Annotated in this window: 24 protein-coding genes; 17 read left to right on the top strand and 7 right to left on the bottom strand. The window is 74.3% G+C overall.

The features are described from left to right. Positions 1-66: 66 nt before the first annotated feature. The 4 genes from CRM73_RS11860 (at position 67) to CRM73_RS11845 (ending at position 2,301) form a co-directional block, all read left to right on the top strand. The gene (locus CRM73_RS11860) at positions 67-846 is read left to right on the top strand and encodes an alpha/beta fold hydrolase (protein WP_031282909.1); all 780 of its coding nucleotides are present in this window, start codon (positions 67-69) and stop codon (positions 844-846) included. After that, positions 843-1,544: a triacylglycerol lipase gene (locus tag CRM73_RS11855; protein ID WP_017833204.1), complete on the top strand. Its 702-nt coding sequence runs from the start codon at positions 843-845 to the stop codon at positions 1,542-1,544. The genes CRM73_RS11860 and CRM73_RS11855 overlap by 4 nt, the downstream gene beginning before the upstream one ends. Positions 1,545-1,702: 158 nt before the next feature. Next, entirely contained in the window at positions 1,703-1,978 is a 276-nt protein-coding gene (locus CRM73_RS11850; RefSeq protein ID WP_017833203.1) for a hypothetical protein, read from the top strand. A 128-nt stretch (positions 1,979-2,106) separates the two neighbouring features. Then, on the top strand, positions 2,107-2,301 hold the full coding sequence (locus CRM73_RS11845; RefSeq protein WP_229587835.1) for a DUF2795 domain-containing protein: 195 nt from the start codon (positions 2,107-2,109) through the stop codon (positions 2,299-2,301). A gap of 55 nt (positions 2,302-2,356) precedes the next feature. Here the strand turns inward: CRM73_RS11845 and CRM73_RS11840 are convergent, their stop codons facing one another. Both CRM73_RS11840 and CRM73_RS11835 read right to left on the bottom strand, forming a co-directional pair. Beyond that, positions 2,357-2,908, bottom strand: coding sequence for a YetF domain-containing protein (locus tag CRM73_RS11840; protein ID WP_229587833.1), 552 nt, complete (start codon positions 2,906-2,908; stop codon positions 2,357-2,359). 51 nt (positions 2,909-2,959) lie between these two features. Further along, positions 2,960-4,207, bottom strand: a complete 1,248-nt coding sequence (locus CRM73_RS11835; protein ID WP_229587831.1) for a sodium:proton antiporter — start codon at positions 4,205-4,207, stop codon at positions 2,960-2,962. A gap of 161 nt (positions 4,208-4,368) precedes the next feature. On the opposite strand from CRM73_RS11835, the gene CRM73_RS11830 reads away from it, so the two are divergent. Genes CRM73_RS11830 through CRM73_RS11815 form a run of 4 tightly spaced genes read left to right on the top strand, consistent with a single transcriptional unit; the run spans position 4,369 to position 9,716 of the window. Continuing rightward, on the top strand, positions 4,369-5,244 hold the full coding sequence (locus CRM73_RS11830) for a potassium channel family protein (RefSeq protein ID WP_017833200.1): 876 nt from the start codon (positions 4,369-4,371) through the stop codon (positions 5,242-5,244). Positions 5,245-5,289: 45 nt separating this feature from the next. Beyond that, complete coding sequence (locus CRM73_RS11825; RefSeq protein WP_035928924.1) at positions 5,290-6,210, top strand: NADP-dependent oxidoreductase; 921 nt, start codon at positions 5,290-5,292, stop codon at positions 6,208-6,210. A 57-nt stretch (positions 6,211-6,267) separates the two neighbouring features. Next, a complete protein-coding gene (locus CRM73_RS11820; protein WP_017833198.1) occupies positions 6,268-8,031 on the top strand; it encodes a dynamin family protein in 1,764 nt (587 codons plus the stop codon). Then, on the top strand, positions 8,028-9,716 hold the full coding sequence (locus CRM73_RS11815) for a dynamin family protein (protein WP_229587829.1): 1,689 nt from the start codon (positions 8,028-8,030) through the stop codon (positions 9,714-9,716). The genes CRM73_RS11820 and CRM73_RS11815 overlap by 4 nt, the downstream gene beginning before the upstream one ends. Before the next feature lie 69 nt (positions 9,717-9,785). Here the strand turns inward: CRM73_RS11815 and CRM73_RS11810 are convergent, their stop codons facing one another. Continuing rightward, the gene (locus CRM73_RS11810; protein WP_255219483.1) at positions 9,786-10,598 is read right to left on the bottom strand and encodes an IclR family transcriptional regulator; all 813 of its coding nucleotides are present in this window, start codon (positions 10,596-10,598) and stop codon (positions 9,786-9,788) included. A gap of 114 nt (positions 10,599-10,712) precedes the next feature. Between CRM73_RS11810 and leuC the strand changes: the two genes are divergently transcribed. The 6 genes from leuC (at position 10,713) to CRM73_RS11780 (ending at position 17,332) form a co-directional block, all read left to right on the top strand. Then, positions 10,713-12,215 carry a 3-isopropylmalate dehydratase large subunit gene (leuC, locus tag CRM73_RS11805; protein WP_229587827.1) on the top strand — a complete coding sequence of 501 codons (1,503 nt, stop codon included), beginning with the start codon at positions 10,713-10,715 and terminating at the stop codon, positions 12,213-12,215. Between the two features lie 32 nt (positions 12,216-12,247). Further along, positions 12,248-12,847 carry a 3-isopropylmalate dehydratase small subunit gene (gene leuD, locus CRM73_RS11800; RefSeq protein WP_017833194.1) on the top strand — a complete coding sequence of 200 codons (600 nt, stop codon included), beginning with the start codon at positions 12,248-12,250 and terminating at the stop codon, positions 12,845-12,847. A gap of 172 nt (positions 12,848-13,019) precedes the next feature. Continuing rightward, positions 13,020-14,336: a UDP-N-acetylglucosamine 1-carboxyvinyltransferase gene (gene murA, locus CRM73_RS11795; RefSeq protein ID WP_095651676.1), complete on the top strand. Its 1,317-nt coding sequence runs from the start codon at positions 13,020-13,022 to the stop codon at positions 14,334-14,336. A 13-nt stretch (positions 14,337-14,349) separates the two neighbouring features. Then, positions 14,350-15,099 (top strand): lysophospholipid acyltransferase family protein, encoded by a 750-nt coding sequence (locus CRM73_RS11790; RefSeq protein ID WP_229587825.1) that lies wholly within the window; start codon positions 14,350-14,352, stop codon positions 15,097-15,099. After that, positions 15,096-16,217, top strand: coding sequence for an NAD(P)H-dependent glycerol-3-phosphate dehydrogenase (locus CRM73_RS11785; protein WP_095651678.1), 1,122 nt, complete (start codon positions 15,096-15,098; stop codon positions 16,215-16,217). Before CRM73_RS11790 ends, CRM73_RS11785 begins: the two co-directional genes overlap by 4 nt. After that, positions 16,214-17,332 (top strand): D-alanine--D-alanine ligase family protein, encoded by a 1,119-nt coding sequence (locus tag CRM73_RS11780; protein WP_017833190.1) that lies wholly within the window; start codon positions 16,214-16,216, stop codon positions 17,330-17,332. The genes CRM73_RS11785 and CRM73_RS11780 overlap by 4 nt, the downstream gene beginning before the upstream one ends. A 34-nt stretch (positions 17,333-17,366) precedes the next feature. On the opposite strand, the gene CRM73_RS11775 is transcribed toward CRM73_RS11780, so the two are convergent. Beyond that, positions 17,367-17,969, bottom strand: coding sequence for a class F sortase (locus CRM73_RS11775; protein ID WP_144835919.1), 603 nt, complete (start codon positions 17,967-17,969; stop codon positions 17,367-17,369). A gap of 108 nt (positions 17,970-18,077) precedes the next feature. After that, the gene (locus CRM73_RS11770; protein WP_229587823.1) at positions 18,078-18,755 is read right to left on the bottom strand and encodes a hypothetical protein; all 678 of its coding nucleotides are present in this window, start codon (positions 18,753-18,755) and stop codon (positions 18,078-18,080) included. 479 nt (positions 18,756-19,234) lie between these two features. On the opposite strand from CRM73_RS11770, the gene CRM73_RS11765 reads away from it, so the two are divergent. Both CRM73_RS11765 and CRM73_RS11760 read left to right on the top strand, forming a co-directional pair. Further along, entirely contained in the window at positions 19,235-20,032 is a 798-nt protein-coding gene (locus CRM73_RS11765) for an ABC transporter ATP-binding protein (RefSeq protein WP_229587821.1), read from the top strand. Further along, positions 20,029-21,309 carry an ABC transporter permease gene (locus tag CRM73_RS11760; RefSeq protein ID WP_144835918.1) on the top strand — a complete coding sequence of 427 codons (1,281 nt, stop codon included), beginning with the start codon at positions 20,029-20,031 and terminating at the stop codon, positions 21,307-21,309. The genes CRM73_RS11765 and CRM73_RS11760 overlap by 4 nt, the downstream gene beginning before the upstream one ends. A gap of 31 nt (positions 21,310-21,340) precedes the next feature. Here the strand turns inward: CRM73_RS11760 and CRM73_RS11755 are convergent, their stop codons facing one another. Further along, positions 21,341-21,646, bottom strand: coding sequence for a DUF4193 domain-containing protein (locus CRM73_RS11755; protein WP_229587819.1), 306 nt, complete (start codon positions 21,644-21,646; stop codon positions 21,341-21,343). A gap of 142 nt (positions 21,647-21,788) precedes the next feature. After that, positions 21,789-22,280 (bottom strand): DUF3515 family protein, encoded by a 492-nt coding sequence (locus CRM73_RS11750; protein WP_095651683.1) that lies wholly within the window; start codon positions 22,278-22,280, stop codon positions 21,789-21,791. A 64-nt stretch (positions 22,281-22,344) separates the two neighbouring features. Between CRM73_RS11750 and CRM73_RS11745 the strand changes: the two genes are divergently transcribed. After that, positions 22,345-23,036: thiamine-phosphate kinase (locus CRM73_RS11745; RefSeq protein ID WP_229587817.1), on the top strand; the 692-nt coding region annotated here is incomplete at its 3' end.

Raw genomic sequence — 23,036 nt, 5'->3', positions numbered from 1 at the left:
GGCGGCCCACGCCGCGCGGCGGGACCCGCTCGACGTCGTGCGCCTGGCGCTCGAGGCGACCCACCGGTGAGGGCGCGGGGGCACCCGGGGCTCGAGCGGCGGCGCGTCGTCGCCGGCACCCACGCGGTCGACGTGCGGGGGACCTTCGACCGCGCGCGGCCCCCGGTGGTCCTCGTGCACGGCATCGGCATGTCGGGCCGGTACTTCCTGCGGCTCGCTGACGCGCTCGCGGCCACGCACGACGTCTACGCCGTCGACCTGCCGGGCTGCGGGTCCTCGCCGCGCCCCGCCCGGCCCCTGTCGGTGCCCGAGCTCGGCCGCGTGGTTGCGGGGGCCGTCGAGGCGCTGGGGCTGCGGGCTCCCGTGGTCGTGGGGCACTCCATGGGCTGCCAGGTCGTCGTGGACGCCGTCAGGGACCACCCCGGGCTGTGCGCCGGCTACGTGCTGGTGGGACCGACCGTCGACCCCACCGCGCGCAGTCTGCTCGGCCAGGGACGGCGGCTGCTGCGGGACACCGCGCGCGAGCCCCTGCGCACCAACGCCGTGGTCGTCCGCGACTACCTCCGGATGGGCCCGCTCCGCTATCTGCGCACTGCCCGGCACATGCTCCGCGACCGGATCGAGGAGGACATCCGGGGCTGCACGCCCCCCGGGCTGGTGGTGCGCGGGTCCCGGGACCCCATCGCCCGGCGGGACTGGTCCCGCCGGCTGGCCCGGGCGGCCCCCGACGCCCGCTTCCTGGAGATCCCCGGGGCCCCGCACAACGTCCAGCACACCGACCCCCGGGAGCTCGCCGCCGCCTGCGCGCCCTTCCTCGCCGCCTGCCGTCCCGGGAGCCCGGTGTGATCCCGCGGCCGGGCGCGGCGGCCGCGAATCTCGCGGCCTGGGCCCGCGACTACGTCTACGCGGTCCGGTGGCAGGCCGCGGGCGTCCTCGGCCGGTGGGAGCCCGCCCACTACCGGGGCCGGGGAGAGCCGGGGCGGACGCCGGTCGTGCTGATCCCCGGGATCTACGAGTCGTGGACGTTCATGCTCCCGGTGGCCGGGCTGCTGCGGGAGCACGGCCACGACGTCCACGTGGTGGAGGACCTGAGGTTCAACACCGGGACCATCGAGGACATGGCGGCGCTGGTCGACGAGCACATCCGCCGGGAGGGGATCGAGCGCTGCGTGCTGGTGGCGCACAGCAAGGGCGGGCTGATCGGCAAGCACCTCCTGGCCCACCACAACAAGGGCACCGTGATCCGGGGGCTCGTGGCCGTCAACACCCCCTTCACGGGCTCCGAGCTCGCCCGGCTCCTGCCCCTCCCGACGATCCGGGTGTTCCTGCCCCACTCCCCGGAGCTCACCGCGCTGACCACCCGCCGGGAGGTCAACCAGCACATCGTCTCCGTCTACGGCCTGTTCGACCCCCACATCCCGGGCGGCAGCCACCTGGAAGGGGCGCGCAACGTCCAGCTCGGCACGCGCGGTCACTTCCTGCCGCTCAGCGACCCGCGCGTGCACGAGGCGATCCTCGAGGGGATCGGCACGCTCACCCGCTGACCCCGCCGGCGCCCGGTGGCCCCGGCGGCCGCCGACCCGACCGGACCGCCCCGGCCCGGCGTCGGAGGCGACTGCTACTCTTCGGCCACCGAGCGCGCCCCGGACGGCGCGCCGCCGGAGACAGGAACGACGGACGACGCCGGAGGGACGGTGGGACCGTGGGCGAACTGGGACTGACCCCCTTCCAGGGCTGGGAGGTGATGTCCTGGGCCCTGCTGGCCGCCGCCGCCGTGTGGACCGTGGCCCGGGGCGTCCGGTGGCTCGTGGGACGCTACGGGCAGAACACCCGCTGGGGCCGCAGGTCGCGCACCCGGCTCGGCCTGCGGCGGGCCCGTGACGGTCTGCTGGAGCGCCACGCCGCCGGAGAGCTCACCGAGGACGAGTACCGGGAGCGGCTGCGGCTGCTCGAGCAGGAGGGCCGCTCCGGCTCGTGAGCGCTGCGGCTGGTGGTCGCCCCGGCGGACGGGCGGGGCTGACGAACGGCAAGCAGGCTGACAGACTGGGGGCGTCCGTGTTCCGCCGCACCGGCGGGACGAGACCCGGCGACGACAAGGAGACTCCCATGTCCGACAAGCCCAACCCCATCGAGCTGCAGAAGCACCTCAGCGGCCTGGACTACCCGGTCGGCAAGGAAGCGATCGTGCGGAAGGCGCAGGACTCCGGTGCGGACGACTCCGTCCTCGACGCACTCCGGAACCTCCCCGACCGGCAGTACGAGAAGCCCACCCACGTGACCGAGGCGGTCTTCGGCGAGTAGGCCGTCCGACCCGCCACCGCGAACGGCCCCTGTGGCCGGCGCCCGGGCCTCGGGCTCACTCGCCCGGGCCGGTGCCCTCCCTGCGTCCGGAAGGGCGGTCGTGGCCGCGGACGTCCTCCAGCGCCGAGCCGTCGCCGTGCGCGTCGGCGGTGATGACGCTGAGCTTGCCGTTGGTCTCGAGCACGACCGCCTCGACCCGGGAGAGGTCCCCGGTGCCCTGCATGCGCACCGCCTGACGGATCTCCGACTCCGTGAGCCGGTTGCGGCGCAGCGCCTCGCCCCGGATCCGGCCGTCGGCCAGCAGCAGGACGGGGTCCGAGGTGAAGAAGCGCCGGGCCCTCGGACGGCGCGCCGAGACGAGGGCCACGAGCAGCTGGAGAGCCGCGAGCAGGGCCAGGGCGGTGGCGCCCTCGGCCCAGGAGACGTCCGTGCTGAGGAAGATGGTGGCGAGGGTCGAGCCGAGGGCGACCGTGACCACGAAGTCGAAGACGTTGAGCTGGGCGAGGGTGCGCTTGCCGGACAGGCGCAGGATCGCCACCAGCGTGGTGTAGGAGGCGGCTCCGACGAGCAGGATCCGGAGGATGTCGGCCCAGGAGTCAAACCACACGGCGGGCCTCCCGGTCCGTGATGAGGGGCCTGGGACAGGGGTGCTGCGGGCTCATGCGGGGGTCTCCTCCTCCTGTTTGCGCTCCGGCTCCCGGTGCTGGAGCCACGCGCTCAGCGGTGCGGTGGACAGCCCGTGGACGAGCACGGACAGGGTGACGGCCAGGGTGGTGTGGACGAAGATCTCGTGGTTGCCGGTGTGCCGTTCGGCCAGCGTCGCGTAGAACAGGGCGGAGACGCCGATGGGTCCGAACCAGCTCAGGACGAGCGTCTCGGCGCGGTCGTGCACGCCCCGCAGCAGCGGCCGGAGCGCCCACAGGGCAACGAAGCGGCGCAGCAGCAGCGCCGCGCCGAGGACCAGGGGAGCACCCCAGCCCAGTTCCGTCCACTCACCGACCGGCAGCGCCAGGCCGAGCAGGATGAACACCGGCAGCAGGAACAGCCGGGCCACGGCGTCCTGGACCTTGTCCTCCTGCGCCTCGTCCCGCTGGGGGATCACCTGCCCGAAGACCGCGACGCCCACGAAGACGGCCAGCAGGGCGTCGGTGCCCAGCAGCTTGCCGGTCCCGAGCAGCACGAGTGCCAGCGGCACCACGAAGGCCAGGTAGGAGCTCTCCTCCATGAGCCCGTGCCGGCGGACGACGACGAACAGCCTGCCCAGCAGGAAGCCCGCCAGCGCCCCGAACACCGCCGCGCCGAGCACCTCCCACAGCAGGACGGTGGTCAGCAGCTCGTGCCACGCCCGGTCCGGCTCGGTCAGCAGCAGCACCGGGAGGAGGACGAAGAGGTAGGCCAGTCCGTCGTTGAGCCCGCTCTCGGCCGAGAGATTGTGCCGGACCCGCTCGGGAATCCGCTCCTCGGCCAGGGAACCCGTGACGATCGGGGTGGTGACCACGGGGTCGGTCGGGGTGATGATCGCGCCCAGCAGCAGCGCCACCAGGAACGGCACACCCAGCGCCGCCCACAGCACGCCGGTGGCCACGACGAGCATCAGGGCCATGCCCAGCCCGATGACCACGGCGATCCAGCGGGCGTCGCTGCGCCAGTAGCCGTGCGGCAGGCGCAGGGCGACCCCGGCCAGGCCCACCGCCAGGGTGATCCGCGCCGCCTGCTCCAGCAGCGTTCCCGGGGGCAGGCCGAAGTCCTCGATCCGCACGAGGTCCAGCGCGTAGGGGCCGATCAGCGCGCCGAACGCGAGGGCGAGCACCGGGCCGGGGAGACTGATCCGCTGCAGCAGCGTCGAGAACGCCGAGATCAGCAGGACGACGCCCGCGAACAGTGCCAGTACGAGGTTGATGTCCATGGGCGTCCTTCCGTCGCATCGGGCTCACGGCGCCGCCCGGGGCGCCGCGTGCTCCTACCGTAACCCTGCTGATGGTCGCACGGCCAAGGGCGGTGCCGAGAGGGAGCCGCCGGGTAGGGTCGCAGGGGAAGGACACCGGCGGACGGGAACGGAGCGACGACGTGGACGTGCTGCTGACGCTGCTGGGGACCACGGTGATCGTGCTCGGCCTGCGGGACATGTACCACAGCCTGCTGCACCCCAGCGGCTCGGGCGCCGTCGGCGGCCGGGTGCAGTCGGGCGTCTGGTGGGTCTCCCGGCGCACCGGGCACCGCTTCGGCTCGGCCGTGGGCCCGGGCTCGATGATCACGGTGGTGCTCCTGTGGGTGCTCCTGCAGGGCCTCGGCTGGGCCCTGATCTACCTGCCGCACGTCCCCGAGGGCTTCACGTACTCGCCGGGGGTGGACCCCGCCGCCTACCCCGATCTCCTCGAGGCCCTCTACCTCTCGTTCGTCACCCTGGCGACGCTGGGGTTCGGGGACGTCGTGGCCACCGACCCCTGGATCCGGCTGGCCACCCCGCTGGAGGCGCTGACCGGGTTCGCCCTGCTCACGGCGGCCCTGACGTGGTTCACCCAGATCTATCCGCCGCTGTCCCGCCGCCGGGCCCTGGCGCTCGAGCTGACGTCCCTCGCCGAGGTGGAGTACGCGGACGGGATCGCGGAGGAGGACCCCGTGACGGCGGCCCGGGTGCTGGACGGGCTGACCGCGGAGGTGTCCCGGGCCCGGATCGACTTCACCCAGCACGGCGAGACGTACTACTTCCAGGAGGAGGACCCGGACCTCTCCCTGGCCCGGCAGCTGGCCTACGCCCTCGAGCTGCGCGACCGTGCCGCCGCGTCCTCGGCGCCGCCGGTGCGCACGAGCGCCCGCCGCCTGGGCCTGGCCCTGGAGCAGCTCGCGCGAAAGCTGCGGGAGGACTTCGTCAGCACGGGGGAGGCCCCCGGGGAGGTGTTCGCCGCCTACGCCGCGGATCACCTGCGGGAGCCGGGCCGCTGACCCGCGGCCGGGAACAGATTCCCGGGACCGCCGGTTGCGCGGAGCATGAAGGCATTGACGTACGCCCGCTACGGCGGCCCCGAAGTCCTCGAGCTCACCGACCTCCCCGAGCCCAAGGTCCCCCCGGGCTGGGTGCTCCTGAAGGTGCGCAGCGCCGCGATCAACCCCGTGGACTGGAAGATCATGGCCGGCGGCCTCGATCCGCTGATGGAGGTCCAGTTCCCGGTGGTGCCCGGCTGGGACGTGTCCGGGGTCGTGGAGGCCGTCGGCATCGACGTCCCGGAGTGGGCCCCGGGCGACGAGGTGATCTCCTACGCCCGCACGGACTGGGTGCACGGCGGGACGATGGCCGAGTACGTCGCCCTGCCCGCACGCCTGCTCGCGCCGAAGCCGGCCTCCGTGGACTGGGACCGGGCGGCCGCGCTGCCGCTCGCCGGGCTCACGGCCTACCAGGTCCTCGGCCGCCTGGAGGCGGCCGCGGGAGAGACCGTGCTCGTGCACAACGCCTCCGGGGGCGTGGGCGGCTACGCCGTCCAGCTCGCCGCGGCCCGGGGCGCCCGCGTGATCGGCACGGCGTCGGAGGCCAACCACGAGTACCTGCGCGGTCTCGGCGCGGAGCCCGTGGCCTACGGGGACGGGCTGCCCGAGCGGGTCCGGGAGCTGGCTCCGGACGGCGTGGACGTCGTGGTCGACCTCGTAGGCGGGGTCGTGGAGCAGACGCTCGCCGTCCTGAAGGACGGGGGGCGGCACGCCTCCGTGGCCGACGACGCGGTCGAGGCCCACGGCGGGACGTGGATGTGGGTGCGTCCCTCCGCCGAGGACCTCACCGAGCTGGGCCGTCTGGTGGACCGGGGCGCGCTGCGGATAGAGCTCGCCCGCAGCGTGCCCCTGGCCGAGGGTGTGGAGGCCTACCGGCTCAGCCAGGAGGGGCATGTCCGCGGCAAGATCGCCGTCCGGATGGCGTGAGCCCCCGGCGTCCCGCGCCGCGTAGGTGCACAGCAGGCTGACTGGCACAATGTCCCTGTGACCGACCAGACAGAGATCCTGAGCGCCCTCGAGGACGCGCGGGCGCTGCTCGCGGCGTCGACCCTCCCGCTGTCCACGACCGACGTGCTGCGCGAGCGCGAGGACATCGACCGTGCCGTCGCCCAGCTCGACGACTACGTGCTGCCCCGGGTGCGCTCCCTCGACGCGCCGCTGCTCGCGGTGGTCGGCGGCTCCACGGGCGCCGGCAAGTCGACCCTGGTCAACGCGGTCGTGGGGCACCCCGTGACCCGGTCCGGGGCCATCCGCCCGACCACCCGGCAGCCCATCCTGATCCACCACCCGCGCGACGCCGAGGCGTTCTCGACCCAGCGGGTGCTCCCGCACCTGAGCCGGATCCACGCGCGGAAGGTCATCCCCGCCGGCTCGACCGCCGCGGACACCGCCTCCCCGTCCGCGCTGCCCGGCACCGCGGACGGCCAGGCCCTCGTGCTGCTCGCCGAGCCGCGGATCCCCGAGGGCGTCGCCCTGCTCGACGCCCCGGACGTCGACTCGATCTCCGACGAGAACCGCCGGCTCGCGGGGCAGCTGCTGGCCGCCGCCGACCTGTGGCTGTTCGTGACCACCGCGAACCGCTACGCCGACGCCGTGCCGTGGCGGCTGCTCGTCGAGGCCGCCCAGCGGGACATCACGGTGGCCGTGGTCCTCGACCGGGTCCCGCAGGGGCTCGAGGCCGAGATCGAGGACGACCTCCGGCGGATGCTCGCCGAGCAGGGCCTCGGGGACGCCCCGGTGTTCACCGTCCCGGAGTCACCGCTCAACGAGATGGGCATGCTCCCGCCCCACGTCGTCGCCCCCGTGGTGGACTTCCTGGCCGAACTGGGGCGCAACGCCGCCTCCCGCTCGGAGATCGCCCGCCGGACCCTCGGCGGCGCGGTCCGCTCCATCGCGGAGCGCACCGGCGCGGCCGGGACGGCGGTGCTCTCCCAGCACCGCGTCGAGGCGCAGCTGCGCCACGACGTGGACCGCGCCTTCGACGAGGCGCTCGCCGCCGTCATCGAGTCGACCCGGGACGGGACCCTGCTGCGCGGCGAGGTCCTCGCCCGCTGGCAGGACTTCGTGGGCACCGGCGAGTTCTTCCGCAACCTCGAGGCCGGGATCGGCCGGATGCGGGACCGGCTCACCGCCTTCTTCAGCGGGAGGCCGGCACCCGAGGTCCAGGTCGAGGAGGCCATCGAGACCGGTCTGCAGACCGTGATCGTTGAGGAGGCCGCGCGCGCCTCCGAGACCGCGGAGCGCCGCTGGCTGGACGAGCCCGCGGGCCGGGTCCTGCTCGGCGGGTCCGACCTCGGCTCGCTGCCCCCGGACTTCCGCGAGCGCACGGCAGAGCAGGTGCGCGCCTGGCAGGGCGACCTCATGGAGCTGATCCAGCGCGAGGGCGCGGACAAGCGGACCAGGGCGCGGGCCATGTCGCTGGGTGTGAACGCGCTCACCGTGATCCTCATGATCGGCGTGTTCTCCATGACGGGCGGGCTCACCGGGCTGGAGGTCGGCATCGCCGGCGGCTCCGGCGTGGTGGGCACCAAGCTGCTCGAGGCGGTCTTCGGGGAGGACGCCGTGCGGCGGATGGCCGAGGACGCCCGCAAGAACCTCGAGTCCCGGATCCACACGGTCATGGACCAGCAGGCGTCCGTGTTCCTGCGGCGCCTCGACGTCCTGGACGGGCACCCGGAGGCCGACGAGCTCGTGGCCGTGGCCGAGCGCATCCGCGCCGCCGGGCGGACGCTGGGGGAGAGCGCATGAGCCCCGCCCGGCAGGCGGCGCCGACCCTCTCCGAACGGCTCACCGCGCTCGCGCGCGCCACGGAGCTGGCCTCCGGCCGGCTCGACGACGAGGCCGTGGCGGCGTCCCGCACCGTCCTGGACCGCGCCGCCGAGCGGCGCTCCCTGTCCGCCGACCACACCGTGGTGGGCTTCTTCGGGGCGACCGGGTCCGGGAAGTCCACCCTGTTCAACGCGGTCGTGGGACGGGACATCGCCCGGGCCGCCGCCCGCCGCCCCACCACCTCCGAGCCGCTGGCCGCCGTCTGGGGGGAGCCGGGCAGCGAGGCCCTGCTGGACTGGCTCGGTGTCACCCAGCGCCACCACGTCGACACGCCCCTGCCCACCGGGCACGCGGACGCCGGCCGGTGGACGCGCGTCAAGGAGCGGATCACGGGCGCGCCCGCCGCGGAGGCGCCCGGCGGTCTGATCCTGCTCGACCTGCCGGACTTCGACTCCGTGAGCCTGCACCACCGCACCATCGTGCAGCGCCTCGTCGGCATGGTCGACGTCGTGGTGTGGGTCGTGGACCCGCAGAAGTACGCCGACGCGGTCATCCACCAGGAGTTCATCGCGCCGCTGGCCCGGCACGGGGCCGTGACCATGGTGGTGATGAACCAGGTGGACCGGCTGCCGGCCGCCGAGGTCCCCGCCGTGATGGCCTCCCTCGAGGAGCTCGTGGCCCAGGACGGGCTGCCCACCACGGGGCTGTCGAAGCCGGTGGCCGTCTCCGCGGTGACGGGGGAGGGCGTCGAGGCCCTCCGCGCGCGGATCCGCCAGGTGGCCGACACCAGGGCGGCGGCCGGCGCCCGGCTCGACGCCGACGTGGACGACGCCGCCGCGCTGCTCGCCGAGGCCTCCGGGGACGGGGAGCCTGCCGGGATCACCGAGCCGGCGCAGGAGCGGCTCACCGACGGGCTGGCGCAGGCCGCCAACGTGCCCGGGATCGCCCGGGCCGCCGGGAGGTCCTACGCCCTGCACGCGGCGGAGCACACGGGGTGGATCCCCACCCGGTGGCTGCTGAGGTTCCGCAAGGACCCGATGCGGCGGCTGAACCTCGACCGGGGCGGGACCGTGAACCCCGAGGTCAACCGCACGTCCCTGCCGCCCATGGGCGCCGCCCAGCGGGCCGCGGCCGACTCCGCGGTGCGCACCTTCGCCCACGACGCCGCGGACGGGGCCGCCGAACCGTGGACCCGGTCGGTCCGGCAGGCCGCGCGCACCCACGAGGAGAGGCTGCCGGACGCGATCGACCAGGCCGTCGCCCGCACCGACTTCCGGGCCGGGCGGAACTCCTGGTGGTGGCTCGTCCTCGACGTCGTCCAGTGGCTCGCGATGCTCGCGGTGGTCGCGGGGCTGCTGTGGCTCCTGGGCCTGTTCCTGCTCGAGTGGTTCCAGATCCCCGTCCCGCCGCCCCCGTACGTCGAGGGCTTCCCGCTGCCCGTGCCCACGCTGCTCGTCCTCGCCGGGGTGGTGCTCGGGATCTTCACGGCCCTGACCGGCCGGGTCCTCGCCGGCTTCGGCGCCCGGATGCGGGAGCGCTCGGTGCGGCGCCGGCTGCGCGAGTCGGTGGCCGAGGCCGCCCGGCGCACCGTCGTCGACCCCGTGCGGGCGGAGCTCGAGGCCTTCGCCGCCTTCCGGAGGGCGCTGGCCGTCCTGCGCGGCTGAGCGCGGCGGCCGCGGAGCGTCCCCCGCCGCACGGCGGGGGACGGCGGGGCGGGGGCCGCCGGCGCCCGGCTACTGGGTGGTGGCCCGGACCGCCTCCGTGAGCTGGCGCGCGGCCTGCACCACGACCTCGGCGTGCAGCCGGCCCGGCTGGCGGGTGAGCCGTTCGATCGGTCCGGAGATCGACACCGCGGCGATCACCCGGCCCGAGGGTCCGCGCACCGGGGCCGAGACGGAGGCGATGCCCGGTTCGCGCTCGCCCAGCGACTGCGCCCAGCCCCGGCGGCGCACCCCGGCCAGCACGGTCGCGGAGAACCGCGCGTGGCGCAGGCCCTCGAGCAGGCGGTCGTGGTCCTCCCACGCGACGAGCACCTGCGCGGCGGAGCCCGCCTTCATCGACAGCTGCGTGCCCACCGGGATCGTGTCCCGCAGCCCGATCGGCCGCTCGGCGGAGGCCACGCACACGCGCCAGTCGCCCTGCCGGCGGAAGATCTGCGCGGACTCCCCGGTGGCGTCCCGCAGGTTCATCAGGACGGGGCCGGCGGCCGCGATCAGGCGGTCCTCGCCGGCCGCGGACGCCAGCTCCACGAGCCGGGAGCCGAGCACGAACCGGCCCTGGATGTCCCGTCCCACGAACCGGTGGTGGGCCAGTGCCACGGCCAGCCGGTGCACGGTGGGCCGGGCGAGGCCCGTGGCGCTCACCAGCTGGGCCAGCGTCGCCGGCCCCGCCTCGAGGGCGTCGAGGATCATCGCGGCCTTGTCGACCACCCCCACCCCGCTGGGCGCGGTGGTCGCGGTCAGCGCGAGCGACTCCCCGGTGCCCTGCCCGCCCAGCGGCGTGCCGAGCGGGGCGCCGGACGGATCCATGTGTCCAGATGTGTCCATGCACTGATACTGACGTCTCAGAATGTGAGAAGCAAGCCCGAAAGCTGGCCCGTCACGAGCCGGGCGCCGACCATGGAGGAAACACGTTGCACAGGCAGCACGGAAGGATCCGCCATGCCGGACTACCAGTCCTCGACCCCCTCCACGACCTCCGCCGCACCCTCCGGGCCCCGGGGCGGGCGCACCCTCGCCGAGAAGGTCTGGGCGGACCACCTCGTGCGCCAGGGCGAGGACGGCCGGCCGGACCTGCTCTACATCGACCTCCACCTGCTCCACGAGGTCACCTCGCCGCAGGCCTTCGAGGGGCTGCGCCTGGCGGGCCGCCCGCTGCGCCGGCCCGAGCTCACGATCGCCACCGAGGACCACAACACGCCCACGCAGGACATCTTCTCCCGCATCGCCGACGACACGTCCCGCAAGCAGATCGAGACCCTGCGGGCCAACTGCGCCGAGTTCGGCGTGCGCCTGCACCCGCTCGGGGACGCCGAGCAGGGCATCGTGCACGTGGTGGGCCCCCAGCTGGGCCTCACCCAGCCCGGGATGACCGTGGTCTGCGGCGACTCCCACACCTCCACCCACGGCGCGTTCGGGGCCCTGGCCTTCGGCATCGGCACCTCCGAGGTCGAGCACGTGATGGCCACCCAGACGCTGCCGCTCGCCCCGTTCCGGACCATGGCCATCAACGTCGAGGGCACGCTGCGCCCGGGGGTGTCCGCCAAGGACATCATCCTGGCCGTGATCGCCAAGATCGGCACCGGCGGCGGACAGGGCTACGTCCTGGAGTACCGGGGCTCGGCCATCCGCGCCCTGTCCATGGAGGCTCGGATGACCATCTGCAACATGTCGATCGAGGCCGGCGCCCGCGCGGGCATGATCGCCCCCGACGACACCACGTTCGACTACGTCCAGGGCCGCCCGCACGCGCCGCAGGGCGCCGACTGGGACGCGGCCGTCGAGTACTGGCGGACCCTGCGCACCGACGAGGACGCCGTCTTCGACGCCGAGGTCTCCCTCGACGCGGACGAGCTCGAGCCGTTCGTCACCTGGGGCACCAACCCCGGCCAGGGCGTCCCCCTGTCCCAGGCCGTCCCCGACCCCGAGGACATCGGGGACGAGAACGACAAGGCCAACGCCCGCCGGGCCCTCGAGTACATGGGCCTGGCCGCCGGCACCCCGATGAAGGAGATCCCGGTGGACACCGTCTTCCTGGGCTCCTGCACCAACTCCCGGATCGAGGACCTGCGGGCGGCGGCGGAGATCGTCAAGGGCCGCGCCAAGGCGCAGAACGTCCGGATGATGGTGGTGCCGGGCTCGGCCAAGGTGCGGCTGCAGGCCGAGGCCGAGGGCCTGGACCGGGTGTTCAAGGACTTCGGCGCGGACTGGCGCTTCGCGGGCTGCTCGATGTGCCTGGGCATGAACCCGGACCAGCTCGCCCCCGGCGAGCGGTGCGCCTCGACGTCGAACCGCAACTTCGAGGGCCGGCAGGGCAAGGGCGGGCGCACCCACCTCGTCTCGCCCGTGGTGGCCGCCGCCACCGCGGTGCGCGGCACGCTGTCCTCCCCGTCCGACCTCGAGCCCGCCGGCGCCCCCACGGACCTCGCGTCCGCCGGCGCCTGAGCCCTCGACCCGAAGCCCAGAAAGGCCCTGCCATGGAGAAGTTCACCACCCACCGGGGTGTCGGCGTCCCGCTGCGCCAGTCCAACGTGGACACCGACCAGATCATCCCGGCCGTCTACCTCAAGCGGATCACCAAGACCGGCTTCGAGGACGCCCTGTTCGCCGCCTGGCGCAAGAACGAGGACTTCGTGCTCAACCGGGAGCCGTACCGGCACGGCTCCGTGCTGGTGGCCGGGCCCGACTTCGGCACCGGCTCCTCCCGGGAGCACGCGGTGTGGGCGCTGCGCGACTACGGCTTCCAGGCCGTCATCTCCTCCCGGTTCGCGGACATCTTCCGCGGCAACTCGGGCAAGCAGGGGCTGCTGGCCGCGCAGGTCGACCAGGCGGACGTCGAGCTGCTGTGGAAGCTGATCGAGGAGCACCCCGGCACCGAGATCGAGGTCGACCTCGAGTCCCGCACGGTGACGTGCGACACGGTGACGGTGCCGTTCACGATCGACGACTACACGCGCTGGCGCCTCATGGAGGGCCTCGACGACATCGGGCTCACCCTCCAGCGCGAGGAGGACATCGCCGCGTTCGAGGCGGGCCGTCCCGCCTTCAAGCCGACCACGCTGCCCGCCCGCACCTGACCCCGTCACGCCCGGCACGGCCCGGCGGAGCCTCCCACGGCCCGCCGGGCCGTCGTGCTGTCCCGGACACGCACGACGCCCGCCCCTGTGCAGGGGCCCGCGCCGGGGAACCTACACTGTACGGGTGCCGCTCCCGCTCGGGGGTGGCCCGGCAACAGCAGATCGGAAGGTCATGAGCAGCGCACTGCACATCACGGGCGGAATCCCCCTGTCCGGGCAGGTCACCGTGCGAGGTGCCAAGAACCTCGTCCCCAAGGCCATGGTGGCCGCCCTCCTGGGCTCCACACCGTCCGTCCTGGAGAACGTGCCCCAGATCAAGGACGTCCAGGTCGTCACCAACCTGCTGGCGCTGCACGGGGTCGACGTGGGGCGCGAGGACGGCCGGCTGTCCCTGGACCCCTGCAACGTCACCACGGCGCGGCACGCGGACATCGACGCCCACGCCGGGGACTCGCGGATCCCGATCCTGCTGTGCGGGCCCCTGCTGCACGCCATCGGCGAGGCGTTCATCCCCGACCTCGGCGGGTGCAAGATCGGCGACCGGCCCATCAACTACCACCTCGACGTGCTGCGCCACTTCGGCGCCCGTGTCGAGAAGCTGGAGTCCGGGATCCGGATGAGCGCCCCGCACGGCCTGCACGGCGCCAAGGTGGAGCTGCCCTACCCCTCGGTCGGCGCGACCGAGCAGGTGCTGCTCACCGCCACCCGGGCCGACGGCCACACCGAGCTGCGCGGCGCCGCCACCGAGCCCGAGATCATGGACCTCATCGCGATCCTGCAGAAGATGGGCGCCATCATCACCGTCCAGACCGACCGGGTGATCCGCATCGAGGGCGTCCCCGAGCTCACCGGCTACCGGCACCGGGCCATGCCGGACCGCATCGAGGCCGCCTCCTGGGGCTCCGCCGCGCTGGCCACCGGCGGCGACATCTTCGTGGCCGGGGCCCGGCAGTCCGACATGATGACCTTCCTCAACACGTTCCGCAAGATCGGCGGGGGCCTCGACATCCGGGAGGAGGGCATCCGCTTCTACCACCCCGGCGGGGACCTCAACCCGCTCATCGTGGAGACCGACGTCCACCCCGGCTTCATGACCGACTGGCAGCAGCCGCTCGTGGTCGCCCTGACCCAGGCCACGGGCGTGTCCATCGTGCACGAGACCGTCTACGAGAACCGCTTCGGCTTCACCGCCGCCCTCAACCGGATGGGGGCCACGATCCAGCTGCACCGCGAGTGCCTGGGCTCCGTGCCGTGCCGCTTCGGCCAGCGCAACTTCGTGCACTCGGCCGTGATCTCCGGGCCCACCCCGCTGCAGGCCTCCGAGATCAACATCCCCGACCTCCGCGGGGGCTTCTCCCACCTCATCGCGGCGATGGCCGCCGAGGGCACGTCCCACGTCACCGGCGTGGAGCTCATCGAGCGCGGCTACGAGCACTTCACCGACAAGCTGACGGGGCTCGGGGCGTCCTTCGAGCTCGACGGCGAGTGAGCCGGGCCCGCCGATGAGCCGCACCTCGAACCGCCGCCTGTTCCGCGTGCTCGCGGGCGTCGTCAAGCCGGCCTACCGGCTGGCGGCCCGGCTGCGCTGGACGGGGGAGGAGCACCTGCCCGCCGAGGGCGGTTTCATCGTGGTGCCCAACCACCTCACCGAGCTCGACCCCCTGACGGTCGCGATCACGCTCTACGACAACGGGATCATGCCGCGGTTCCTGGCGAAGGAGTCCCTGTTCCGCGCCCCCGGGGTGGGAACGGTGCTCCGGGCCACCGGCCAGGTCCCCGTGCTGCGCGGCACGGCCGACGCCGCGGCGGCGCTCACGGCCGCCCGCGCCGAGCTCGCCTCCGGCGGCGCCGTGGTGATCTACCCCGAGGGCACCCTCACCCGGGACCCCGACCGGTGGCCGATGACCGGGCACACGGGCGCCGCGCGCCTGGCCCTCGCGACCGGGGCCCCGGTGGTCCCGGTGGCGCACTGGGGGGACCAGAAGGTCCTCGACCACGACCGCTCCACCGGCCGGCGCACGGTCAGCCTGTTCCCCCGGAAGGACGTGCGCGTGCGGATCGGCCCGCCCGTGGACCTCACCCCGTGGCGGGACGACGTCCCCGACCTGACCCATCCGGTGGGCCGCCATGCGGCGCGGCTCGAGGACGCCACCGACGCCGTCATGCGCGCCGTGACCCGGGAGCTCGCGGTGCTGCGCGGCACGGACGCGCCGGCAGTCCTCTGGGACCGGCGCCGGGGAGGCCGCCTGTGACGCCCCCCGAGACCGCCGCGGCCCCTGCCGGCGGCCTGCCCGCCGCCGGGCCGCGGAGGATCGCCGTGCTGGGCGCCGGGTCCTGGGGCACGACCTTCGCCAAGATCCTCGCCGACAGCGCCCGCGAGTCCGCCCACGCCCGGGCCGAGCCGATCGGGCGGACCGTGGCCCTGTGGGGACGCAGCGCCCCCGCGATGGACCACACCGCGCGCACCCGCGTCAACGACCGCTACGTGCCCGGCATCCGGCTGCCCGAGCGCCTGGAGATCACCGCCGACCTCGCCGCCGCCGTGCGCGGCGCGGACCTCGTGGTCCTCGCCGTGCCCGCCCAGTCCCTGCGCGCCCAGCTGACCGCCGTGGCCGGACACCTCGAGCGCGACGCCGTGGTGCTGTCCCTCGCCAAGGGTCTCGAGCGGGACACGGGCCTGCGGATGAGCGAGGTCGTCGCCGAGGAGCTGGGACGGGCCACCGGGCTGGGCCCCCGGCACTGGCGGGCGCGCACGTGCGTGCTGTCCGGGCCCAACCTGGCCATGGAGATCGCCGAGGAGCAGCCCACGGCCTCCGTCGTGGCGGCCCCCGCCACGGACCTGGCCACCTGGGTGGCCCACGCCTGCCGGACCCGCTACTTCCGCCCCTACACGAACACGGACGTGGTGGGCACCGAGATCGGCGGCGTCGTCAAGAACGTCATCGCCCTCGGGGTGGGCATCGCCGACGGCCGCCACTTCGGGGAGAACTCGAAGGCCTCCATCATCACCCGCGGGCTCGCCGAGACGACCCGGCTCGCGCTCGCCCTCGGCGGGAGGCTGGAGACCCTCTCCGGCCTCGCCGGACTGGGCGACCTCGTGGCCACCTGCTCCTCCCCGCTGTCCCGCAACCGCACCGCGGGCCGGCTCCTCGGCCTGGGCCTCACCCCGGCGGAGGTCCAGGAGGAGATGACCCAGACCGCCGAGGGCATCAAATCCGCCCCCGCCGTGCTCGCCCTGGCCCGCCGCCACGGCGTGGACATGCCCATCACCGAGGCCGTCGTGGCCATCCTCCGCGAGGAGATCACCATCGACGACGTGGCCCCGCTCCTGCTGGGCCGCGAGATCAAATCCGAAGGGACCGCCCCATGACCCCCCGCCCCTGCGTCGCCGTGCTGTTCGGCGGACGCTCCAGCGAGCACTCCATCTCCCTCATCACCGCCCTCGGGGTCCTGCGCGCCATCGACCGGGACAAGTGGGACGTGGTGACCGTCGGCATCGCCACCTCCGGCGAGTGGTTCCTCTGCCCGCAGGAGGAGCTGGAGGCGCTGCTGGACGCGAACCCGATCGCGGAGCTGCCCGTGGGCGACGAGCTCGTGAGCCTGCCGCTGAAGGTCGGGGAGAGCGAGCTCATCGTGCGCCAGGACGGTCCCTGCGGGCAGACCGTCAGCCGGGACCGGCACATCGACGTGGTGCTGCCCCTGCTGCACGGGCCCTTCGGCGAGGACGGCACCCTGCAGGGTCTGCTCGAGCTCGCCGACCTGCGCTACGTGGGCTGCGGCGTCACGGCCTCCGCGGTGGGGATGGACAAGCACTTCATGAAGCTCGCCTTCGAGGCGGCGGGCCTGGCAGTGGGCCCCTACACCGTGGTGACCGACCGGCAGTGGGCCGTGGACCCCCAGGACGTGCGCGAGCGCATCGCCGCGCTGGGCTTCCCCGTGTTCGTCAAGCCCGCCCGGGCGGGGTCCTCCTTCGGCATCACGAAGGTGGAGCGCGCCGAGGATCTGGACGCCGCGATCGAGACCGCCCGCGAGCACGACCGCAAGCTGGTGGTCGAGGCGGGGATCGTGGGGCGGGAGATCGAGTGCGCCGTCCTCCAGGGCCGCGGGACCGCCGCCGCCCGGACCTCCATGCCCGGCGAGATCGAGATCGTCGACGAGCACGCGTTCTACGACTTCGAGGCGAAGTACGTCTCCCAGGCCTCCGCGCGGCTCAGCTGCCCCGCGGACCTGCCGCAGGAGGCGATCGGGACGATCCGCCGCAGCGCCGTGACCGCGTTCGAGGCGCTGGACGGGGAGGGCCTGTGCCGGGCCGACTTCTTCTACACCCCCGACGGGCGGGTGGTCATCAACGAGATCAACACGATGCCCGGGTTCACACCGATCTCGATGTACCCCCGGATGTGGGCCGCCTCCGGGCTCGACTACGCCGAGCTGATCGACGAGCTCCTGGGCCTCGCCCTGGAACGGCCGGTCGGGCTGCGCTGAGCCGCGGCACGCCACCGGGGGCGGAGCCCCCGGCTCACGCAGCGGGCGACGCGGTGACGACGACGTTCTTGCCGACCGCGTCCTGGGTGTAGCAGCTGATCAGGACGATGCGGTTCGGGACGATCCGCCAGATCTCGCTGTCCTTCAGCGTGTCCTTCTCGTAGGTGGTCACCGAGTCCACCACGTAGTCGAGGGTCCCGTCCACGGTCTCGACCTCGAGCTCCGCCCCGACCAGGGTCGGGTCGCTCAGCTTGTTGAAGGGCAGCTCCACCTTGTCGTAGCTGTGCCCCGCGATGTACGTGGTGTTCGTCGACCCCTCGCCGGGCATCCCGTACGGCGTGAGCCGGTAGCCGCTGTAGGTCTGCGGAGGCACGAGCGAGCCGCCCTCGAGGTCCTCGTCGGTCGGGTCGTAGGGGAGCACGTCGGCGTCGAAGCCGACCGAGTCTATGCTCAGGCGCACCGGCGACGCCGCGGCCGGCACGTGCCCCAGGAGGTGCTGGGCGAGGAACCACTGGTTCATGAGCGCCACCCACAGCACGGCGGCGCACAGCGTCACCACCGCCGCCCGCCGGACCAGGGGATCCCTCTCCTCGGCCGGGACGGGGCGCGGCGGTCCCGCCACGGTGCTCGTTGCCATGCTGTGCTGTCCTCCTCCGACCTGACCTGTTCTCCGACCCGGCGCGTTCCGCCGGGGTCGGTGCCGTGCCGGCGCCGCCCCGCGGGCACCACCGGCACGGCACGCGGCTCAGGCGCCGCTGCGCCCGAGCCTCCGGGCCCGGTACGCGAGCGCACCGGGAAGAGCCACTGCCGCCGCGAGCAGCGCCGTGAGCAGACCGGCGCCGGCCGCCTGCCCCATCGGTGCCGCGGTGAGGCGGGTGTCCACGTTGAGCCCCGGGTTCGCGGCCCCGGCGGCGGCCTCCTGGGGCGCGAGCTCCGGGACCACCTCCTGCTGGACCGCGGCTGCGGCCGGCGCGGCGGGTGCCGCGTCGGACAGCGCCGGTGCCTCCGGCGCCACGTCGGCCACGAACGGAGCCGGCGCCTCCGCCGGTGCGGGCAGGACCTCCTCGGCGGCCGGCACGTCCACGGGCGCGGCGACCGGGACGTCCGCGAGGGCCGCGGCCGGCAGCTCGGGCGCCGCCACGTCGGCGACGACCGGTGCGGGCTCGGCGACCGGGACCTCCGCCGGTGCGGGCGGAGCCGCCTCGGCGACCAGGACCTCGGCGACCGGGACGTCCGCGGGCACCGCGGCCGGCAGCTCCGCCACGGCACCGGCCACCTCGGTGGATGCGGCCGCGCCCGGTGGGGCGTCGACCGGCGGGGCGTCGCCAGGTGCCGCGACAGCCGCCGGGACGCCCAGGAACAGGCCCCCCACCAGCACGGTCGCCGAGGCACCGGCAACAGCCAGTCTTCTCGTAGTTGTCATGTCGATGCGTCTCCTGTACTCCGTAGTCGGCCCGGGCCCACCCCAGGACCGCCAGCGCGCCGCACGGCCCCACCGGGGTCCTTGCCGCGCCCCCGCGCGGACGGACCCCCGTCACGTCGTGCCGCTCGTCGTTCGGCGCGGACGGGGCGTGCGCCCGTCCCGCGGAGCCGGAACCCCTGCCGAAGAACAGCTGTGCTGTTAACTATCGTCCACATCCCGGCATTAGCAAGGGTGAACTGTTACGTGACGGGAGGAGTCCCGGCCCTCGGCACCGGACCCGGCGAGCGCCTCCGGCCCCCTCGTGACCGGTCCGCCGGGGGTGTCCTCCGCAGCCGTCCCGGTCCGCGCGGGTCACGGGACAGCACTAGTGGGGACACGGATCGGGTCGCCGCCACCATTCGCTTGCGCACATGATGGGGGAGGGACGTGGTCCCGCGGCGGCCGTCCGGGGGGACGGTCGCCCCGACAGGGGGAATTCGATGACGTCCGCGGTGCTCGAGGCCGAGAACCTGGTCAAGATCTACGGCCGGGGGGACACCCGTTTCGCCGCGCTGCGGGGCGTGGACCTGCGCATCCGGCACGGGGAGTCCGTCGCCGTCGTCGGGAAGTCCGGCTCGGGCAAGTCGACCCTGATGCACCTTCTCGCGCTGCTCGACGCGCCCACCCGCGGCACGGTGTCCCTGGACGGCAGGCCGGCGGCGTCGATGACGGCCCGTGAGCTCAACGAGACGCGCAACGCCGCGTTCGGGTTCGTGTTCCAGCAGTTCTACCTGACCCCGGACCAGACGGTCCTGGAGAACGTGGTGCTTCCGCTGCGCATCGCCGGGGTCCGCCCCGCAGCGCGCCGGCGCCGCGCCCTGGACGTGCTGGAGCGCCTGGACGTGGCGGAGAAGGCCTCCAGCCGTGCCGCCGACCTGTCGGGCGGGCAGAAGCAGCGGGTCGCGATCGCCCGGGCCCTGGTCAACGACCCCTCCGTGATCTTCGCCGACGAGCCCACGGGCAACCTCGACTCGGCCACCGGCGCGGTGGTCCAGGACCTCCTGCTCGAGCTCCACCGGGAGCGCGGCATCACCCTCGTCGTCGTCACCCACGACGAGGACCTCGCCCGGCGCTGCGGACGCCAGGTGCACCTGCACGACGGTCTCGTCGTGGACGCCCCCGCACCCCGGCAGGCCCCCGCCGCCGGAGCGGACGCCGCAGGAGGGGACGCCGCCGGAGGGGACGACGCCGGCGCGGACGACGAGGTCGTCGTCGGAGCGGTCGGAGGTGCCCGGTGAGGTGGTCCGATCTGCTGGCCTCGGCGGTCGCCAACACCGCGCGCGCCAGGATCCGCGCCACCCTGACCGTGCTCGCCGTCTTCATCGGTGCGTTCGCCCTGACCCTCACCTCCGGCATGGGCACCGGGGTGAACCGGTACATCGACGACACCGTGGCGGCGTTCGGCGACGCCGACGCGCTCTACGTCCAGAAGTCGCAGCCCCTCATCGAGCTGTCCTCGACCTCCGGCCCGCGGGAGTACGACCCGGACACCACCCGGATCCGCACGGGGTTCGGCGTGTCCTTCGAAGGGCTGACCCCCGAGGACATCGAGGTCATCGAGGACCTGGACGGGGTGCGCTCCGTCAAGCCGATGTACTCCGTGGCCCCCACCTACCTGGAGGCCGCCGACGGCAGCCGGTTCCAGCTCTCCCCGGGGATCCCCGTCGACGCCGTGGGCCTGCAGATGGTGGCCGGCGGAGCGCCCGCCGCGGGCCGGGACGAGATCGCGGTGCCCGACAGCTGGGTCGCCGACCTGGGCTTCTCCTCCGCGCAGGAGGCCGTCGGGGGCCGCGTCGACGTGGTCATGACCAACATGGCAGAGCAGGACCGGGCGTTCCCCGCCACGATCTCCGGGGTGACGCAGGCCAGTCTCGTCGGGACCTCCCTGAACCCCATCCCGTCGGACACGTTCAACGAGCGGCTCTACGACTACCAGGTCAGCGGCGTCCCGGAGGAGGTCCCGGAGAGCTTCGCGATGGCCACGGTCACGGTCGAGGACATGGCCCTGGCCCCCGGGATCCAGGCGCGGCTGGAGGAGCAGGACATGCTCGGGCTCACCGTGGAGGACCAGCTCGGCATGTTCCGCGCCGTCATCAACGCCATCGTGTGGATCCTCAACGCCTGCGCCGTCATCGCGCTCGTGGCCGCCGGGCTCGGCATCGTCAACACCCTGCTGATGTCGGTCCAGGAGCGGACCCGGGAGATCGGCCTGATGAAGGCCATGGGCATGAGCGGGGGCAGGGTCTTCGGCCTGTTCTCCCTCGAGGCCGTCTTCATCGGGTTCCTCGGGGCGGTCGTCGGCGCCGTCACGGGCGTCGTCGGCGGCTCGGCCCTGAGCGGGGCGCTGGCCGACGGGTTCCTGTCCGGACTGCCGGGGCTGTCGCTGTTCGCGTTCGAGTCGTGGCGGGTGACCCTGATCGTGCTCTCGGTCATGGGGATCGCGTTCCTGGCCGGGACGATCCCCGCCGTCCGGGCCGCGCGGAAGGACCCCATCGCCTCCCTGCGCCACGAGTGACCGGGCGGGCCCGGGGCGGGTGCCGCGGCCGTCAGCCCGCGCACTCGATGCAGTACCGGTCGCCGTCCTGCTCGCGGGCGAGCTGGCTGCGGTGGCGGACCAGGAAGCAGGACATGCAGGTGAACTCGTCGTCCTGCTCGGGCACCACCTGGATGAGCAGCTCCTCCTGGGACAGGTCCGCCCCCGGCAGGTCGATGCCCTCCGCCGTGTCCGAGTCGTCGACGTCGATCGCCGGGCTCTGCGCGGTGGCGCTGCGCTGCGCCTGGATCACCTCGAGGGACTCGTTGGCGGGCTCGTCCTCGGGCTTGACGCGGGGCTCGTCGTAATCGGTGGCCACGGATGTGCCTCCTTCTGGCGTGGTGGTGGGGCGCGGTGCGCTCGCGCGCGTGTCCACGCCACAACCGGGCAGGGCACGGGCCTATTCCCGAGCCCCCGGGACGTCCCGGGGGAGGGGGCGGACCCCTCCGTCCGGCCCCGGCTCAGAGGCCCTCCACGGTGTCCTGGAGGTCCAGGCACCGGCGCTCGGCGGGGATCTGCTCCACCGCGGAGCCCAGCTCGACCAGCAGGGTGGAGGAGGCCACGGCGGTGCTGTCGAAGACCACCTCGACGGCCGGGTCCCGGCCGTAGGTCGTGGCGGTCCAGGTGCTCCCGTCCTCGTCCTGGCGGATCAGCCAGTCGACGTCGTTGACGGAGGAGCAGGCGTCCGTGGTGGGCCCGGGCGGGGTCACGCCGCACCGCACGACCGCCGCCGTGGGCTCGCCGTAGGCCGTGGTGGCCTGGCTGGTGGTCTCGCGCCTCTCGTGCTCGCCGACGGTCTCCGGCATGGCCAGCATCGCCGGGGCGCACCCCGGGTCGGCGGCGTTCTCGGCTGGGTCCACGGTGACGGCGGGGGAGCACCCCGCGAGGACCGCCACCAGGGCTCCCGCCCCCAGCAGGGCACGGGCGGATCGGGACAGGGAGGGCGAGGGCATGCCCCCAGCGTAATCCTCGGGGGCGCCCGTTCCCGCGTCCGGGGCCGTCGTTAGGATGAGCGCCATGACCCGACCCCCAGCGGAGCCGTCCCCCGTGCCCGACGCCCCGCCCGGTCCGGGGCCCACCGTCGGGGAGCTCTCCGAGGCCGAGCTGCTGGCCCGGGTGCTCCCGCTGCTCCTGCGCCCCGCCCCCCGCCCCGGAGCGGACCTGGTGCTGCTCGGCCCCGGCGACGACTGCGCCGTGGTCGCGGCCCCGGACGGGCGGTACGTGATCACCACGGACACCCAGGTGCAGGACCAGGACTTCCGGCTCGCCTGGACCGGCGGCGCGGTCACCACGGGCTACGACACCGGGGTGAAGTGCGCGGCGCAGAACCTCGCCGACGTCGCCGCGATGGGCGCCGTCCCGTCGGCCGCCGTCGTCTCGCTCACCCTGCCGCCGGGCACGCCCGTGTCCTGGCCCGAGGACTTCGCCCGCGGCCTCCTGGCCGGGTTCGAGGCCATGGGCGCGGACCGCTGCGCCGTGGTCGGCGGGGACCTGGGCGCCGGCCGGGAGCTGTCGGTCACCGCCACGGTGACGGGCGACCTCGAGGGCCGGGACCCGGTGCGCCGCTCCGGGGCGGGCGAGGGCGGCACGGTGGCGCTCGCCGGGACCACCGGGCGGGCGGCCGCGGGCGTGGCGCTGCTCGAGGACGGCCGCTACCGGCCCGGCCGGGACGCGCTCCTGGACGGGCTCGCGGCGGCCGGCGCGCGGAT

Origin of the sequence: Kocuria sp. CCUG 69068, from assembly GCF_020833785.1 — a bacterium.
In the GTDB taxonomy this organism is placed as follows: domain Bacteria; phylum Actinomycetota; class Actinomycetes; order Actinomycetales; family Micrococcaceae; genus Kocuria; species Kocuria rosea.
This window is presented reverse-complemented; position numbering and strand designations above follow the sequence as displayed.

Bases quoted from the DNA above. Each gene is read 5' to 3' on its own strand.
- CRM73_RS11845 (WP_229587835.1), top strand. From the start codon at position 2,107: ATGTCCGACAAGCCCAACCCCATCGAGCTGCAGAAGCACCTCAGCGGC.
- CRM73_RS11835 (WP_229587831.1), bottom strand. From the start codon at position 4,207: ATGGACATCAACCTCGTACTGGCACTGTTCGCGGGCGTCGTCCTGCTG.
- CRM73_RS11825 (WP_035928924.1), top strand. From the start codon at position 5,290: ATGAAGGCATTGACGTACGCCCGCTACGGCGGCCCCGAAGTCCTCGAG.
- CRM73_RS11815 (WP_229587829.1), top strand. From the start codon at position 8,028: ATGAGCCCCGCCCGGCAGGCGGCGCCGACCCTCTCCGAACGGCTCACC.
- CRM73_RS11810 (WP_255219483.1), bottom strand. From the start codon at position 10,598: ATGGACACATCTGGACACATGGATCCGTCCGGCGCCCCGCTCGGCACG.
- leuC (WP_229587827.1), top strand. From the start codon at position 10,713: ATGCCGGACTACCAGTCCTCGACCCCCTCCACGACCTCCGCCGCACCC.
- leuD (WP_017833194.1), top strand. From the start codon at position 12,248: ATGGAGAAGTTCACCACCCACCGGGGTGTCGGCGTCCCGCTGCGCCAG.
- murA (WP_095651676.1), top strand. From the start codon at position 13,020: ATGAGCAGCGCACTGCACATCACGGGCGGAATCCCCCTGTCCGGGCAG.
- CRM73_RS11790 (WP_229587825.1), top strand. From the start codon at position 14,350: ATGAGCCGCACCTCGAACCGCCGCCTGTTCCGCGTGCTCGCGGGCGTC.
- CRM73_RS11780 (WP_017833190.1), top strand. From the start codon at position 16,214: ATGACCCCCCGCCCCTGCGTCGCCGTGCTGTTCGGCGGACGCTCCAGC.
- CRM73_RS11775 (WP_144835919.1), bottom strand. From the start codon at position 17,969: ATGGCAACGAGCACCGTGGCGGGACCGCCGCGCCCCGTCCCGGCCGAG.
- CRM73_RS11770 (WP_229587823.1), bottom strand. From the start codon at position 18,755: ATGACAACTACGAGAAGACTGGCTGTTGCCGGTGCCTCGGCGACCGTG.
- CRM73_RS11765 (WP_229587821.1), top strand. From the start codon at position 19,235: ATGACGTCCGCGGTGCTCGAGGCCGAGAACCTGGTCAAGATCTACGGC.
- CRM73_RS11750 (WP_095651683.1), bottom strand. From the start codon at position 22,280: ATGCCCTCGCCCTCCCTGTCCCGATCCGCCCGTGCCCTGCTGGGGGCG.